This is a genomic window from Streptomyces sp. SudanB25_2051 (genome assembly GCF_964272635.1).
Classification (GTDB): domain Bacteria; phylum Actinomycetota; class Actinomycetes; order Streptomycetales; family Streptomycetaceae; genus Streptomyces.
This window is the reverse complement of record NZ_OZ186787.1, coordinates 4,459,139-4,473,760: the sequence shown is the minus strand read 5'-3', so window position 1 is coordinate 4,473,760 and position 14,622 is coordinate 4,459,139. Positions and strand designations below refer to the sequence as shown.

12 protein-coding genes and 1 riboswitch are annotated in these 14,622 nt (G+C 71.1%); of the genes, 7 read left to right on the top strand and 5 right to left on the bottom strand.

All coding sequences use genetic code 11. The annotated features are described in order from the left end of the window. Positions 1–662 precede the first annotated feature (662 nt). Entirely contained in the window at positions 663–1,448 is a 786-nt protein-coding gene (gene nagB / locus ACSUPT_RS20260; protein ID WP_351968198.1) for a glucosamine-6-phosphate deaminase, read from the top strand. An 80-nt stretch (positions 1,449–1,528) separates the two neighbouring features. On the opposite strand, the gene ACSUPT_RS20255 is transcribed toward nagB, so the two are convergent. The 4 genes from ACSUPT_RS20255 to ACSUPT_RS20240 all read right to left on the bottom strand — a co-directional run bounded on the left by ACSUPT_RS20255 (position 1,529) and on the right by ACSUPT_RS20240 (position 6,328). Continuing rightward, entirely contained in the window at positions 1,529–3,052 is a 1,524-nt protein-coding gene (locus tag ACSUPT_RS20255; RefSeq protein WP_351968197.1) for a glycoside hydrolase family 3 protein, read from the bottom strand. A gap of 8 nt (positions 3,053–3,060) precedes the next feature. Continuing rightward, positions 3,061–3,975, bottom strand: a complete 915-nt coding sequence (locus tag ACSUPT_RS20250) for a carbohydrate ABC transporter permease (protein WP_351968196.1) — start codon at positions 3,973–3,975, stop codon at positions 3,061–3,063. Beyond that, a complete protein-coding gene (locus ACSUPT_RS20245; protein ID WP_361656624.1) occupies positions 3,972–4,976 on the bottom strand; it encodes a carbohydrate ABC transporter permease in 1,005 nt (334 codons plus the stop codon). The genes ACSUPT_RS20250 and ACSUPT_RS20245 overlap by 4 nt, the downstream gene beginning before the upstream one ends. 74 nt (positions 4,977–5,050) lie before the next feature. Continuing rightward, positions 5,051–6,328, bottom strand: coding sequence for an extracellular solute-binding protein (locus tag ACSUPT_RS20240; RefSeq protein WP_404144556.1), 1,278 nt, complete (start codon positions 6,326–6,328; stop codon positions 5,051–5,053). 295 nt (positions 6,329–6,623) lie between these two features. On the opposite strand from ACSUPT_RS20240, the gene ACSUPT_RS20235 reads away from it, so the two are divergent. From ACSUPT_RS20235 to ACSUPT_RS20210, 6 genes are all read left to right on the top strand, one after another. Further along, positions 6,624–7,409, top strand: coding sequence for a GntR family transcriptional regulator (locus ACSUPT_RS20235; RefSeq protein WP_351968208.1), 786 nt, complete (start codon positions 6,624–6,626; stop codon positions 7,407–7,409). A 185-nt stretch (positions 7,410–7,594) separates the two neighbouring features. Next, entirely contained in the window at positions 7,595–7,858 is a 264-nt protein-coding gene (locus tag ACSUPT_RS20230) for a DUF3311 domain-containing protein (RefSeq protein WP_351968193.1), read from the top strand. Beyond that, positions 7,855–9,477, top strand: a complete 1,623-nt coding sequence (mctP, locus tag ACSUPT_RS20225; protein WP_351968192.1) for a monocarboxylate uptake permease MctP — start codon at positions 7,855–7,857, stop codon at positions 9,475–9,477. Before ACSUPT_RS20230 ends, mctP begins: the two co-directional genes overlap by 4 nt. Before the next feature lie 139 nt (positions 9,478–9,616). Next, entirely contained in the window at positions 9,617–10,120 is a 504-nt protein-coding gene (locus ACSUPT_RS20220) for a GNAT family N-acetyltransferase (RefSeq protein ID WP_436945177.1), read from the top strand. 21 nt (positions 10,121–10,141) lie between these two features. Then, a riboswitch (cobalamin riboswitch) is annotated at positions 10,142–10,287 on the top strand. Between the two features lie 146 nt (positions 10,288–10,433). Then, positions 10,434–12,779, top strand: a complete 2,346-nt coding sequence (locus ACSUPT_RS20215) for a ribonucleoside-diphosphate reductase subunit alpha (RefSeq protein ID WP_436945176.1) — start codon at positions 10,434–10,436, stop codon at positions 12,777–12,779. Next, positions 12,779–13,795, top strand: a complete 1,017-nt coding sequence (locus tag ACSUPT_RS20210) for a ribonucleotide-diphosphate reductase subunit beta (RefSeq protein ID WP_351968189.1) — start codon at positions 12,779–12,781, stop codon at positions 13,793–13,795. The genes ACSUPT_RS20215 and ACSUPT_RS20210 overlap by 1 nt, the downstream gene beginning before the upstream one ends. Before the next feature lie 79 nt (positions 13,796–13,874). Here ACSUPT_RS20210 and ACSUPT_RS20205 read toward each other — a convergent pair whose 3' ends face one another. Then, a complete protein-coding gene (locus tag ACSUPT_RS20205) occupies positions 13,875–14,612 on the bottom strand; it encodes a D-Ala-D-Ala carboxypeptidase family metallohydrolase (protein ID WP_351968188.1) in 738 nt (245 codons plus the stop codon). Positions 14,613–14,622 lie beyond the last annotated feature (10 nt).

Sequence of the window (14,622 nt, the reverse complement as noted above, 5' to 3'; positions counted from 1 at the left end):
CCTTGGGGGAGGATGGGTCGGCAACCGTCTTTTCCGCCTGTGGACCGCAGGAGGATGGACAGACCGAATTGGTCTAGTCCACAATGGATGGTAAAGGCTTCCGCCCTCCCCGCACAGGAGGGTGGACCGGGGCTCCGGCGCTCTCTGCCCTGACTGCGCCGAGGCCTCACCCATGGCCGCGGGACCGCACACCCTCGGCCGTTGCAACTCCGGGCTGCGGTGCCGGACGGGTTGAGGGTCCCGTCGCGGCGCCGCGGCCCGCGGGTCTTTCCGGGGCCCCGCTCCCCCACGGCGCCCGCCGCCGGCCGGCCGTACAGGCTCCACCGCCGCGCCGCCGCCCCGCCGTACGAACCCCACCGCCCCCCGCCAGGCCGGGCCCGCCGTACTAACCCCACCGCCCCGGCCCGCGCCCGGCCCCGCCGCCGTACGGGCTCCGCCGACACCGGCCGGTCCGCGCCGCCACGGGAGCGGGGGCGCACGCCCGCACCCTCGCCGCCACAGGTTCCGCCGTACCGCCCGGAGCCCTCCCCCACCGGCCGTCTGGAGGGGCGGAAAAGGGGCACGCGAAGGGCATGGGGGCGCAGGCGACGCTCTGCTAGATTGGTCTATACCACCTTCCGTGTGACCCCCCTTTCCCCTCCTTCCAGAACGGCAGGCCCAGCGTGGAAGTTGTGATCGTCCAGGACGCCAAGGCAGGCGGCGAGCTCATCGCGGAGGCCATCGCGGACCTCCTGCGCCGCAAGCCCGACGCTCTGCTCGGCGTGGCCACCGGATCGACGCCGCTGCCCGTCTACGACGCGCTCACCGCCAAGGTCCGCGCGGGCGCGGTGGACGTGTCGCGCGCCCGGATCGCCCAGCTCGACGAGTACGTGGGGCTGCCGGCCGGGCACCCGGAGTCGTACCGCTCCACCGTCCTGCGGCAGGTCGTGGAGCCGCTCGGGCTGAGCCCGGACGCCTTCCTGGGCCCGGACGGCACCGCCGAGGACGTGCAGGCGGCCTGCGAGGCGTACGACCGGGCCCTCGCGGAGGCGGGCGGCGTCGACCTCCAGATACTCGGCATCGGCACCGACGGGCACATCGGCTTCAACGAGCCGTGCTCGTCGCTGGCCTCGCGGACCCGGATCAAGACGCTCACCGAGCAGACCCGGATCGACAACGCCCGGTTCTTCGACGGGGACATCGACCAGGTCCCGCACCACGTGATCACCCAGGGCATCGGCACCATCCTGGAGGCCCGCCACCTGGTGCTCCTGGCCACCGGCGAGGGCAAGGCGGACGCGGTGGCGGCGACGGTGGAGGGCCCGGTGGCCGCGCTGGTCCCGGCGTCGGCGCTCCAGCTGCACCCGCACGCCACGGTCGTCGTGGACGAGGCCGCCGCCTCCAAGCTGAAGCTCGCGGACTACTTCCGCCACACGTACGCGAACAAGCCGTCCTGGCAGGGCCTGTAGGAGGACCCCCGGGAGGTACGGGAAGGGGCCGGGCACCACGGGTGCCCGGCCCCTTCCCGGTGCGCGTGCGCGCGTGGGCGCTACACCCCCGCGACGGCCTCGGCCGCCGCGATCCCGCAGACCCGCGCCGCGCCGTGCGTCGCGATGTGCAGGGCCCCGCGCGGCGGAGCCTGGTTGAGGCCCATCTCCACCACGACCGTGTCGGGGCGTGCGGCGAGCAGCCCGTCCAGCGCCTCCCTCATCCAGGCGTGACGGTGCGCGTCGCGCACGACGGCCACGATCCGGCGCTCCCCCGCCGCCCGCAGCACGTCCTCGGCGGCGGCCCCGGGACCGTACGAGCCGGTCCGGGTGCCGGGCAGCAGCCGCTCCAGCGCGTCGGCGACGCCCCACGGGGTCTCGTCGCCGACGGCGATGTTGGCGACGGGCGCGAAGGAGGCCACGTACGGCGCCGAGGCCGGCGGGACGTACGGCTCCGCGCCCGGCGTCACGCGCAGCGCGCGGCGGGCCGCCACCAGACCGATGCCGGTGCCGGGCGCGGTCCCCTCCTGCACTGCCGCGCCCGGCTCCGAGCCGGCCCCCCTGACCCGGTGCGCCTGGGTCCAGGACGCGAGGGCACGCACCCGCGCCGCCGCGTCCGCCAGTCGCTCCTCGGGAAGTTCACCGGTTCGTACCGCTTCCACCAGCGCGTCGCGCAGGCTCAGTACGATCTCCTCGTCCGCCAGGCCGCCGCCGACGCAGATGGCGTCGGCGCCCGCCGCGATCGCGAGGACGGAGCCGCGCTCGATGCCGTACGTCGACGCGATGGCCTGCATCTCCATGCCGTCGGTGACGATCAGCCCCTCGTAGCCCAGCTCCTGGCGCAGCAGTCCGGTGAGGATGCGCGGGCTCAGGGTGGCGGGGCGGTCGGGGTCGAGCGCGGGCAGCAGGATATGCGCGCTCATCACCGATTTGGAACCCGCGGCGATGGCCGCGCGGAAAGGTGCCAGCTCACGGGCGTGCAGTGTGTCGAGGTCCACATCGATGCGGGGCGTCGCGAGGTGCGAGTCGACACTCGTGTCGCCGTGGCCGGGGAAGTGCTTGACGCAGGCGGCGACGCCCGCGGACTGCATGCCCTCGATGTACGCGACGGTGTGCCGGGCGGCGAGCTGCGGGTCGGCGCCGAAGGAGCGCACGCCGATGACCGGATTGTCCGGGTTGGAGTTGACGTCGGCGGAGGGCGCCCAGTTGAAGTCCACGCCGCAGGCGGCGAGGCGGCGGCCCAGCTCGTGGGCGACGGCGCGGGTCAGCTCCGGGTCGTCGACGACGCCGAGCGCCAGGTTGCCGGGGAAGGAGGAGCCGGTGCGGACCTCCAGGCGGGTGACGTCGCCGCCCTCCTCGTCGATGGCGACGAGGACGTCCTCGCGCTCGGCGCGCAGCCGGTCGGTGAGGGCGGTGAGCTGCTCGGGGGTGTGGATGTTGCGGCCGAAGAGGCCGACGGAGGAGAGGCCCTCGCCGATGCGGCGCAGCAGCCAGTCCGGCGGGGTGGTGCCGACGAAGCCGGGCTGGAGGACGGTGAGGGCGTCGCGGGTGAGCGTGTCGGACGTACCGCGTACGAGTGTGGTCATGGGAGCGGTCATCCCTTCACTGCGCCGGCCGTGAGGCCCGCGGCCATCTTGCGCTGGACGAGGAGGAAGAGGATCACGATCGGGACGGCCATCATGGTGGAGCCGGCCATCATGGGCGCGTACTCGGTGCCGTTCTTCGTGATGAAGTTGCCGAGCCAGACGGTGGCCGTCTGGTTCTGCTGGCTCATGAGCATCAGCGCGTACAGGTACTCGTTCCAGGCCTGGATGAAGCCGTAGACGGACGTGGCGACCATGCCCGGGGCGAGCAGCGGGAAGACGACGCGGACGAAGGCGCCGGTGCGGCTGCAGCCGTCGACCATGGCCGCTTCCTCCAGCTCCTTGGGGATGTTCACGATGAAGCCGCGCAGGGTCCAGACCGTGAACGGGAGGATGAAGGTCAGATACGTGATGATCAGGCCGGTCAGCTTGTCGTACTGCCCCAGGTCGTTGAGGAGCAGGAAGACCGGGATGATCATGGCGACGAGCGGGACCATCTGGACGGCGAGGATGCCGACGATGACGATCTTGCGGCCGCGGAAGGCGAACCGGGAGATGGCGAGCGCGGCGAGCATGCCGACGGCGATGCCGATGACCACGACGACCAGGGAGACGACCAGGCTGCGGCCGACGGGGCCCCAGAAGTCGGCGATCTGCAGGGCGCGCTCGAAGTTCTCCAGCGTGAAGGTGGAGGGGAAGAAGTGCGGGTCGGGGTCGATGGCGTCCTTGGCCGGCTTGAAGGCCGTGTTCACCATCCAGTAGACGGGGAAGCCGAGGACGGCGAAGACGAGGAGGCCGAGCGCGTTCCAGCCGAGCCTGCCGGCGCGCCGGCGGCCGGGGGCGGTCCGGGGGACCTTGGCGGCGGGGGCCGTGGGGACGGCCGGGGTGACGGGGTCGGCCGCGGTGACCGTGGCGTTGGCGCTCACTCCACCTCTCCGATCTTGAGCATCTGACGCATGTAGACGGCGACCGCGCCGAGCAGCAGGAAGACCGTGACGAGGGCGATGGCGGAGCCGGTGCCGTAGTCGTTGACCACGAACGCCTTGTCGAAGGAGTAGGTGGTGAGGACCTGGAACTCGGGTTCGGGGTGGCCGTTGCGCATCACGTAGACCTGCGGGAAGACGCCCATGTCCCAGATGACGGAGAGGGTCGTCAGCATGACGATGATGGGCTTGAGGATCGGCAGGGTGACGAAGCGGAAGACGCCCCAGGCGCCGGCGCCGTCGAGGCGTGCCGCCTCCTCCAGCTCCTTGGGGACCTGGGTGAGGCCCGCGCTGAGCGTGATGACCACGAAGGGCACGGCGCCCCAGACGACCAGGAGCATGATGACGGCCAGGCCCTGCGGGCCGCTGGCGAACCAGTTGTGGCCGATCATGTCGACACCGGGCAGCTTGTCGATGAGCCAGTTCAGGACGCCGTAGTCGGCGTCGAAGAGCCATTTGAAGATGGCGGTCGCGACGATGATCGGCATGCCCCAGCTGGCCACCAGGACGATGCTGATGAGCGCCTTCACCCAGGGCGAGACCCGCTGGAGCAGCAGCGCGATCAGCATGCCCAGGACCATGGTGAGGATGACGGCGCCGCCCGCGAAGAGGACCGTGCGCAGGACGACGGCCCAGAACTCGCCGTCGCCGAGGATGCGGGTGAAGTTCTCCAGGCCGACGTTCTCGGCCTCCTGGAAGCCCCACAGCTGCGGCTGGCCGAACTTCTGGAAGGAGAGGGTGACCAGCCGCACCAGCGGGTAGCCGAGCACCAGGACCAGGACGGTGAGGCAGGGGGCGAGGAGGAGCCACGGCACCCCGGCGCCGGGGCCTCGCCCGGTCGGCCGGCCGGCCGACTTGCCTGCGGTGGGCCCGGCACCCCGGCCGGGCGGTGGCGCGTGGCGCACCGGCGGCGCCTTCGCGGTGGTTGTCTCAGCGGCACTCATCCCGTGCTCCTCAGCGATCCCTCTCGTGCGTACGGGCGGCGGGGCCCCGTCGGCGACGGGGCCCCGCCCACAGGTCACTTGGTGTTGATGACCTTGTCGATCGCGGCGTCCGCGTCCTTCGCGGCGGCCTCGACCGACTTCTTGCCGTTGGCGATCTCGATGAGCATCGTCTTGAGGATCTGGCTCTTCTCGACCTGGCCCCAGCCGGGCGCGGTCGGGACGAACCAGCTGGACTCGGCGGCGGTGGCCGGGACGGCGGTCGCCGGGTCCGACTTCAGCGGGGCCAGGTCCTTCTTGTTGTTGGGCAGGTTGCCCTTGGCGGCGAGGCCCTTCTGGCCCTCGGGGCCGGTGAAGGCGGCGATCCACTCGGCCGCGATCTCCTGGTTCTTCGACTTGACCGGGATCGCCAGGTCGGAGCCGCCGAGGAAGACGGGGAGGTTCTTGCCGGACGGGCCCGGCATGACGAAGTTCTCCAGCTTGTCCTTCAACCCGCCGACCTTGTCGTTCTTCGGGTCGGCGGCGGTGGCGCCCTCCCAGCCGGCGCCGAAGATGGTGGCGGCGTTGCCCTGGCCGAAGACGACGGGGCGGTCGGCCTCGTCCTTCGTCTTGTCCCCGTGCATGTACGCGTCGAGGACGTTCTTGTACGCGGTGAGGCCCTTGACGGACTCGGGCGAGGAGAGGTTCGCCTTCCAGGTGTCGCCCTCCTGCTTGGCGATGGAGCCGCCGGCCTCGAAGACGAACGACATCGCGGCGTACCAGTCGGGCGAAGGCTGGTACCAGGCGCTGAACTTGGCGCCCTTCTTCGCCTGGATCTTGTCGAGGGCGGCGGTCAGCTCGGCCCAGGTCTTGGGGGCGGCCTTGACGCCGGCCTCGGCGGCGATGTCCTTGCGCCAGGTGCCCACACGGCCGCCGGCGTAGTAGGGGACGCCGTAGGTCTTGCCGTTGTAGGTGACGGAGGCCTTGAGGGCGTCGAGCCACTGGTCCGAGTTGGCGAACTTCTTCGGGTCGACCTCGGCGAAGGCGCCCTTCGCCATGTAGCCGATCATCTCGGTGTTGCCCATCTCGACGACGTCGGGGGCCTTGTCGGTGGCCAGGACGGCGTCGAGCTTGGTGTTCTTGTCGGGCCAGCCGTAGTACTCGTGCTTGATCTTCGTGCCCGGGTACTTCTTGACGATCGCGTCGTCGGCGGCCTTCACCAGCTCGGGCCAGTTGTTCTGCGCGTCGACGGTCAGCCATACGGTGAGCTCCTTGGCCCCCGCCTTGCCGTCCCCGCCCTTGTCCGAACCGCCGCACGCGACGACGCCGACCATCATGCCCGCGACGCCGATCGCCGCGATGAGCTTGCGCTTCACGCCACCCTCCTCAGGGATGCCTGCAACCCCGCCCACCGCGAAGACATACGTACGACCGAACGACGAACACTGCTCGTGGGGCTGGGACCTGGTCTTTAATGGTTTAGACCAGTAACCCGGAGCTTGGCCTAGACCTTTGGGGGTGTCAAGGGTGTATAAGAGGGGCTGTTGCGTCCGTTATCGGACCGACACCTGAGGAGGGGCGACGACCCGTGACCGGTCCGTGCCACCATGTGAGCCGCGAAAGACGGAGGAGCCGGTGACGGCAGCAGCAACGGAGTCGGAGAGGCAGATCATGGCCACGGACAGTGGCGGTACGGAGACCGCCGGCGGACGCCCGTCCGAGAACGGCACGGCGACCCGCACGGCGCGCGTGCCCAAGTACTACCGGCTCAAGCGCCACTTGCTGGAGATGACCGAGACGATGCCCCCCGGCACCCCCGTGCCGCCGGAGCGCACCCTCGCCGCCGAGTTCGACACCTCCCGCACCACCGTGCGCCAGGCCCTCCAGGAGCTGGTCGTCGAGGGCCGCCTGGAGCGCATCCAGGGCAAGGGCACGTTCGTCGCCAAGCCGAAGGTCTCCCAGGCGCTCCAGCTCACCTCGTACACCGAGGACATGCGGGCGCAGGGGCTCGAACCCACCTCCCAGCTGCTGGACATCGGGTACGTCACCGCCGACGACACCCTCGCGGGCCTCCTCGACATACAGCCCGGCGGGCGCGTCCTGCGCATCGAGCGGCTCCGCCTCGCCAGCGGCGAGCCCATGGCCATCGAGACGACCCACCTGTCGGCCAAGCGCTTCCCCGCGCTGCGCCGCTCCCTGGTGAAGTACACCTCCCTCTACACGGCCCTCGCCGAGGTGTACGACGTGCGGCTGGCCGAGGCCGAGGAGACCATCGAGACCTCCCTCGCCACGCCGCGCGAGGCCGGGCTGCTCGGCACGGACGTGGGCCTGCCCATGCTGCTGCTCTCCCGCCACTCCTTCGACGAGAACGGCGCGCCCGTGGAGTGGGTCCGCTCGGTGTACCGGGGCGACCGCTACAAGTTCGTGGCCCGCCTCAAGCGGCCCGCCGCGGAGTAGCCGCGCACCCTGCGGATGTCCGGCCGCGCACCCTGCGGATGTCCGACGGCCGTCCCGTCCAGCGCGGTCACTGCCGTCACTCTGGTCACCGCTGTCACACCGTTATCCGACAACGGGTTCCCTGAGGCCGGACCGTCCCCTAGATTCACCGCATCTTCGGCTGATCAGTGAGGGGACGGTTCGCCATGTCCGAGGTCACGCAAGGGAAACAACCGGTCGTCACGCCCGTCAGGGTGGTGATCGCGCTCTGTCTCGTCGCCCCGTTCGTCGCGATGCTCTGGGTGAGTTCCTACGCCCGGACCGAGCCCGTGCTCGCCGGAATCCCGTTCTTCTACTGGTACCAGATGCTCTGGGTCGTGCTGTCGACCGCGCTGACGATGGTCGCGTACAAGCTGTGGCACCGTGAGCAGCGCGCCCGCGCCGCCCGGAAGGGGGGTGCGGAGCGATGAACGACGGTGTGAACGGCGTCGCGCTCGCCGTCTTCGTCTTCTTCTTCCTGGTCGTCACGGTCCTCGGCTTCATGGCCGCGCGCTGGCGCAGGGCCGAGAACGAGAACAGCCTCGACGAATGGGGCCTGGGCGGCCGCTCGTTCGGCACCTGGGTCACCTGGTTCCTGCTGGGCGGCGACCTCTACACGGCGTACACCTTCGTCGCCGTCCCCGCCGCCATCTACGCGGCGGGCGCGGCCGGCTTCTTCGCCGTGCCGTACACGATCCTCGTCTACCCGCTGATCTTCACCTTCCTGCCCCGCCTGTGGTCGGTGTCGCACAAGCACGGGTACGTCACCACCTCGGACTTCGTGCGCGGCCGGTTCGGCTCCAAGGGCCTGTCCCTGGCGGTCGCCCTCACCGGCATCCTCGCCACCATGCCGTACATCGCGCTCCAACTGGTCGGCATCCAGGCGGTGCTGGACGTGATGGGCGTGGGCGGCGGCGAGTCGACGCACTGGTTCATCAAGGACCTGCCGCTGCTCATCGCCTTCGGTGTGCTCGCGGCGTACACCTACTCCTCCGGGCTGCGCGCCCCCGCGCTGATCGCGTTCGTCAAGGACACGCTGATCTACCTGGTCATCGCGGTCGCCATCATCTACATCCCCATCAAGCTGGGCGGCTTCGACGCCATCTTCAGCGCGGCCGGCGACGCCTTCGCCGAGGTCAACCCGGCCACGGACAAGCCGCGCGGCGCGCTCGTGCCGGGCGACGCGGGCCAGTGGACGTACGCCACGCTGGCGCTCGGCTCCGCCCTGGCGCTGTTCATGTACCCGCACTCGATCACGGCGACCCTGTCGTCGGGCAGCCGTGACGTGATCCGCCGCAACACGACGATCCTGCCGCTGTACTCGCTGATGCTGGGCCTGCTGGCGCTGCTGGGCTTCATGGCGATCGCCGCCGGGATCAAGGTGCAGAACGGCCAGCTGGCCATCCCGCAGCTGTTCGAGGACATGTTCCCCGACTGGTTCACCGGCGTGGCGTTCGCCGCCATCGGCATCGGCGCGCTGGTGCCCGCCGCCATCATGTCCATCGCCGCCGCGAACCTGTTCACCCGCAACATCTACAAGGACTTCCTGAAGCCGGACGCCACGCCGGAGCAGGAGACCAAGGTCTCGAAGATCGTGTCGCTGCTGGTGAAGGTGGGCGCCCTCGCCTTCGTGCTGACGATGGACAAGACGGTCGCCATCAACTTCCAGCTCCTCGGCGGCATCTGGATCCTCCAGACGTTCCCCGCGCTGGTCGGCGGCCTGTTCACCCGCTGGTTCCACCGCTGGGCGCTGCTCGGCGGCTGGGCGGTCGGCATGGTCTACGGCACGTGGACCGCGTACAACGTGGCCAGCCCGACGCAGAAGCACTTCGGCGGCTCGTCGGCGGAGATCCCCGGCATCGGCGAGATCGGCTACATCGGCCTCACCGCGTTCCTGCTGAACGTGCTGGTCACCGTCGCCCTGACGTTCGTGCTGCGGGCGCTCAAGGCGCCGGAGGGCGTGGACGAGACGGCGGAGGGCGACTACACGGCCGACGCGGGCGACCCGGGCGTCGACCCCGAGCTGCCCAAGGTCGGCACCGGCCACTGAGCGACCGGTCACTGAGCACCGGCGCCACTGAACCGGGCGGCGCCTCCCGCCACTCCAGGGCCCCCGCACCGCGCAGGTGCGGGGGCCCTTCCCGTGGCCGGGCTCCCGGGCCCCCGGCCGCACGGCAGACTGCTGCACCATGGACATCACCATCAGGGAGATACAGCCGCGGGAGCACGCCGCCCTCGCCGAGATCAGCGTCCAGGCCTACCTGGACGGCGGGCTGCTGACCTACGGGGCCGACGATCCGTACCTGGACGTGCTGCGGGACGTGGCGCGGCGCGCCGCCGAGGCCGAGGTGCTCGTCGCCGTCGACCCGGACGGCACGCTGCTCGGCGGGGTCACCTTCGTACCGTGCGGCGGCACCCCGTGGGCGGACATCGCCGGGCCGGACGAGGCCGAGTTCCGCGTACTGGCCGTGTCCGGCGCCGCCCGCGGCCGGGGGGTGGGCGAGGCGCTCGTACGGGCCTGCGCGGACCGGGCGCGGGCCCGCGAGGGGTGCGTACGGCTCGTCCTGTCCGTCACGCCGCAGGCCGTCGCGGCCCGGCGGCTGTACGACCGGATGGGCTTCGCGCGGGCCCCGCGACGGGACTGGGACCCTCTGCCCGGTGTGACGCTCTTCGCGTACGAGCTGACACTCTGACACAACATGTGGGGGGTGCCGTAACGGACGCCCCCCACATGTATGCTCGTCCTCGCTGTCGCAGCAGGGGAATCCGGTGCGAGTCCGGAACTGTCCCGCAACGGTGTACCGGTGTGCCCTTCGCGTACCCCGCAAGTCCGACGACCTGCCGGCAGCGCGCTCGGACCGCCCGGTCCGGGTGCCCAGACGTCCGGGCCTCGCGGAGTGGGCCGGCGGACGCGGTCACGCACGCCCCCGTGCCCAGGGGCGAGGTGCGCCCGCTCCCCCGCCGCCCGCCGTGTGCGCCCCGAGCCGAGCGAGGGAGAGCCCCCACGTGACCATCGCGCCTGCAGATCCGGCCTCAGCGACCGAGACCGACGCGCCCGGGACCGCGCTGCTGCGGACCCTGACCGACCTCACCTCGGACCTTCCCGACGCCGACCCCGGACGGGTCGCCGCCGCCGCGCTGCGCGGCCGGCACGCCGGGTCCGACGAGGCGGAGCTGCGGGAGCTCGCCACCGAGGCGGCGGCCGGCCTGATCGCCGAGGACCCGGCGTACTCCCGGCTCGCCGCCCGGCTGCTGGCCCGGACCATCACCGAGGAGGCCGCGGGGCAGGGCGCCGTGTCGTTCTCCGCCTCGGTGGCCGTGGGCCACCGCGAGGGCCTGATCGCGGACCGCACGGCACAGTTCGTGGCGCTCCACGCGGAGCGGATGGACGCGGTCGTCGACCCCGACGGCGACGACCGGTTCGGCTACTTCGGGCGGACGCTGTACTCGCGCTACCTGCTGCGGCACCCGATCACCCGCAAGGTCGTCGAGACGCCCCAGCACTTCCTGCTGCGGGTCGCCGCCGGTCTGGCCGAGGACGACTCGGTGCGCGCGCTCGGCGAGGTGGAGGCGCTGTACCGGCTGATGAGCCGCCTCGACTACCTGCCGTCCTCCCCCACCCTGTTCAACTCCGGCACCCGCCACCCGCAGATGTCCTCCTGCTACCTGCTGGACTCCCCGCAGGACGAGCTGGACTCCATCTACGACCGGTACCACCAGGTCGCGCGGCTGTCGAAGCACGCGGGCGGCATCGGCCTGTCGTACTCCCGCATCCGCGCCCGCGGCTCGCTCATCCGGGGCACCAACGGCCACTCCAACGGCATCGTGCCGTTCCTGAAGACCCTCGACGCGTCGGTGGCGGCGGTCAACCAGGGCGGCCGCCGCAAGGGCGCCGCCGCCGTGTACCTGGAGACCTGGCACGCGGACATCGAGGAGTTCCTGGAGCTCCGCGACAACACCGGCGAGGACGCCCGCCGCACCCACAACCTGAACCTGGCGCACTGGGTTCCGGACGAGTTCATGCGCCGCGTCAACGACGACGCCGAGTGGTCGCTGTTCTCCCCGTCGGACGTGCCCGAGCTGGTCGACCTGTGGGGCGACGAGTTCGACGCCGCGTACCGGGCCGCCGAGGCGAAGGGCCTGGCCCGCAAGACGATGCCGGCCCGCGACCTGTACGGCCGGATGATGCGCACCCTGGCGCAGACCGGCAACGGCTGGATGACGTTCAAGGACGCCGCCAACCGCACCGCCAACCAGACCGCCGAGCCGGGCCACACGGTCCACTCCTCCAACCTGTGCACCGAGATCCTGGAGGTCACCGACGACGGGGAGACCGCCGTCTGCAACCTGGGCTCGGTCAACCTCGGCGCGTTCGTCGACGGCGACGGCATCGACTGGGAGCGGCTGGACGAGACCGTCCGCACGGCCGTGACCTTCCTCGACCGGGTCGTGGACATCAACTTCTACCCGACCGAGCAGGCCGGCCGGTCCAACGCCCGCTGGCGCCCGGTGGGCCTGGGCGCGATGGGCCTCCAGGACGTCTTCTTCAAGCTGCGGCTGCCGTTCGACTCGCCGGAGGCGCGCGCCCTGTCCACGCGGATCGCCGAGCGGATCATGCTCGCCGCGTACGAGGCGTCCGCCGACCTCGCCGAGCGCAGCGGCCCGCTGCCCGCCTGGGACAAGACCCGCACGGCGCGCGGCGTGCTCCACCCCGACCACTACGACGTGGAGCTGACCTGGCCGGAGCGGTGGGCGGCGCTGCGCGAGCGGATCGCGTCGGTCGGCATGCGCAACTCGCTGCTGCTGGCCATCGCGCCGACCGCGACGATCGCGTCCATCGCGGGCGTGTACGAGTGCATCGAGCCGCAGGTGTCCAACCTGTTCAAGCGCGAGACGCTGTCGGGTGAGTTCCTCCAGGTCAACTCCTACCTGGTGGACGACCTGAAGAAGCTCGGCGTGTGGGACGCGCAGACCCGCGAGGCGCTGCGCGAGTCGAACGGCTCGGTGCAGGGCTTCACCTGGGTGCCGGCCGAGATCCGCGCGCTGTACCGCACGGCGTGGGAGATCCCGCAGCGCGGCCTGATCGACATGGCCGCCGCGCGCACGCCGTTCCTGGACCAGTCGCAGTCGCTGAACCTGTTCCTGGAGACGCCCACCATCGGCAAGCTGTCGTCGATGTACGCGTACGCCTGGAAGCAGGGCCTGAAGACCACGTACTACCTGCGCTCCCGCCCCGCGACGCGCATCGCCCGCGCCGCGTCCGCGACCCCCGTCCCCGTCCAGCAGGTGTCCGAGCCCGACGCCGTCGCCTGCTCCCTTGAGAACCCCGAGTCCTGCGAGGCCTGCCAGTAATGAGCACCACCCGTAACACCAACCTCCTCGACCCGGGCTTCGAGCTGACGCTGCGCCCGATGCGCTACCCGGACTTCTACGAGCGCTACCGGGACGCCATCAAGAACACCTGGACCGTCGAGGAGGTGGACCTCCACTCGGACGTCGCGGACCTCGCGAAGCTGACGCCCGGTGAGCAGCACCTGATCGGCCGGCTCGTGGCGTTCTTCGCGACGGGCGACTCGATCGTGGCGAACAACCTGGTGCTGACGCTGTACAAGCACATCAACTCCCCGGAGGCGCGGCTGTACCTGTCGCGTCAGCTGTTCGAGGAGGCCGTGCACGTCCAGTTCTATCTGACGCTGCTCGACACCTATCTGCCCGACCCGGACGACCGCGCCGCCGCGTTCGCCGCCGTCGAGAACATCCCCTCGATCCGCGAGAAGGCCGCCTTCTGCTTCAAGTGGATGGACTCCGTGGAGAAGCTGGACCGGCTGGAGACCAAGGCCGACCGGCGCCGGTTCCTGCTGAACCTGATCTGCTTCGCCGCCTGCATCGAGGGCCTGTTCTTCTACGGGGCGTTCGCCTACGTGTACTGGTTCCGCTCGCGCGGTCTGCTGCACGGCCTGGCGACCGGCACCAACTGGGTGTTCCGCGACGAGTCGATGCACATGAGCTTCGCCTTCGAGGTCGTCGACACGGTCCGCAAGGAGGAGCCCGACCTGTTCGACGACGAACTGGGGCAGCAGGTCACGGACATGCTGAAGGAGGCCGTGGAGGCGGAGCTGCAGTTCGCCCGCGACCTGTGCGGCGACGGCCTGCCGGGCATGAACACCGAGTCGATGCGCGCCTACCTGGAGTGCGTCGCCGACCAGCGCCTCCAGCGCCTGGGCCTCGCCCCGGTGTACGGCTCGGAGAACCCGTTCGCGTTCATGGAGCTCCAGGGCGTCCAGGAGCTGACGAACTTCTTCGAGCGCCGCCCGTCGGCGTACCAGGTGGCCGTCGAGGGCTCGGTCGACCTGGACGAGGACTTCTGACGGTCCCGTCCTGACGCTGTGCGGCGGCCCGCACCCCTCCCTCGCGGGCGGGGTGCGGGCCGTCGGCGTGCCGGGCGGGTCAGATGCCGCAGCTCGGGGCCGACCAGTAGCGGCTCGGCCGGTGGTCGAGGTGGGTGTGGTCGTTGTGGTCCGGGTAGCCGGGGCCGAGGATTCCGTTGAAGCCGTGGGAGCGGGCCTGCTGCGCCAGCTTGCACAGCGAGTGCGGGCCCGCGCCGAGGTCGGCCGCGTCCCCGTACAGATGGCGGCTGGTGGACGACCCGCCGACCGCGCTGTTGCAGGAGTACGAGCGGAAGCCGCTGGTCACGGTGATCGGCTGGTCGCCCAGGGCGTGCCGCAGGGCCTCCAGCTTCCACATGGTGCGCAGCGCGTTGGCCTTGGCGGTGGCGGCGCTGACCGCGCCGCCCGACCAGTCGGAGTTGCAGCGGTTCAGCTCGGCGTAGCTGAAGTGGACCGGGGTGCAGTCGCTGTCCTGGAGCGCGTAGATCTTGCTGAAGGTGGCCGGTCCGGCGACCCCGTCGGCGGTCAGGCCGTACGCGGCCTGGAAGCGCTTGACGGCGGCGGTGGTCGCGGGTCCGTACGAGCCGTCGATGGCGAGGACCCCGCCGTAGCCCGGGTATCCGGCGACGCGGATCTGGAGCTGGGTGACGTCGGAGCCGGTCGCGCCCTGGGAGAGGGTGCGGGACCAGGTGTAGCAGTCGTCGGCCTGGGCGGGCCCTGCGGTGGCCACGACCCCGGCGAGCCCGGCGGCGAGGACCATGACCATGGACAACAGAAGGCGTGCCGTGCGTCTCAGCATTGGGACTCCC

Coding starts and splice junctions, on each gene's coding strand:
- ACSUPT_RS20205 (WP_351968188.1), bottom strand. CDS start 14,612: ATGCTGAGACGCACGGCACGCCTTCTGTTGTCCATGGTCATGGTCCTC.
- ACSUPT_RS20230 (WP_351968193.1), top strand. CDS start 7,595: ATGTCCGAGGTCACGCAAGGGAAACAACCGGTCGTCACGCCCGTCAGG.
- ACSUPT_RS20245 (WP_361656624.1), bottom strand. CDS start 4,976: ATGAGTGCCGCTGAGACAACCACCGCGAAGGCGCCGCCGGTGCGCCAC.
- ACSUPT_RS20210 (WP_351968189.1), top strand. CDS start 12,779: ATGAGCACCACCCGTAACACCAACCTCCTCGACCCGGGCTTCGAGCTG.
- ACSUPT_RS20220 (WP_436945177.1), top strand. CDS start 9,617: ATGGACATCACCATCAGGGAGATACAGCCGCGGGAGCACGCCGCCCTC.
- mctP (WP_351968192.1), top strand. CDS start 7,855: ATGAACGACGGTGTGAACGGCGTCGCGCTCGCCGTCTTCGTCTTCTTC.
- ACSUPT_RS20235 (WP_351968208.1), top strand. CDS start 6,624: ATGGCCACGGACAGTGGCGGTACGGAGACCGCCGGCGGACGCCCGTCC.
- ACSUPT_RS20255 (WP_351968197.1), bottom strand. CDS start 3,052: ATGACCACACTCGTACGCGGTACGTCCGACACGCTCACCCGCGACGCC.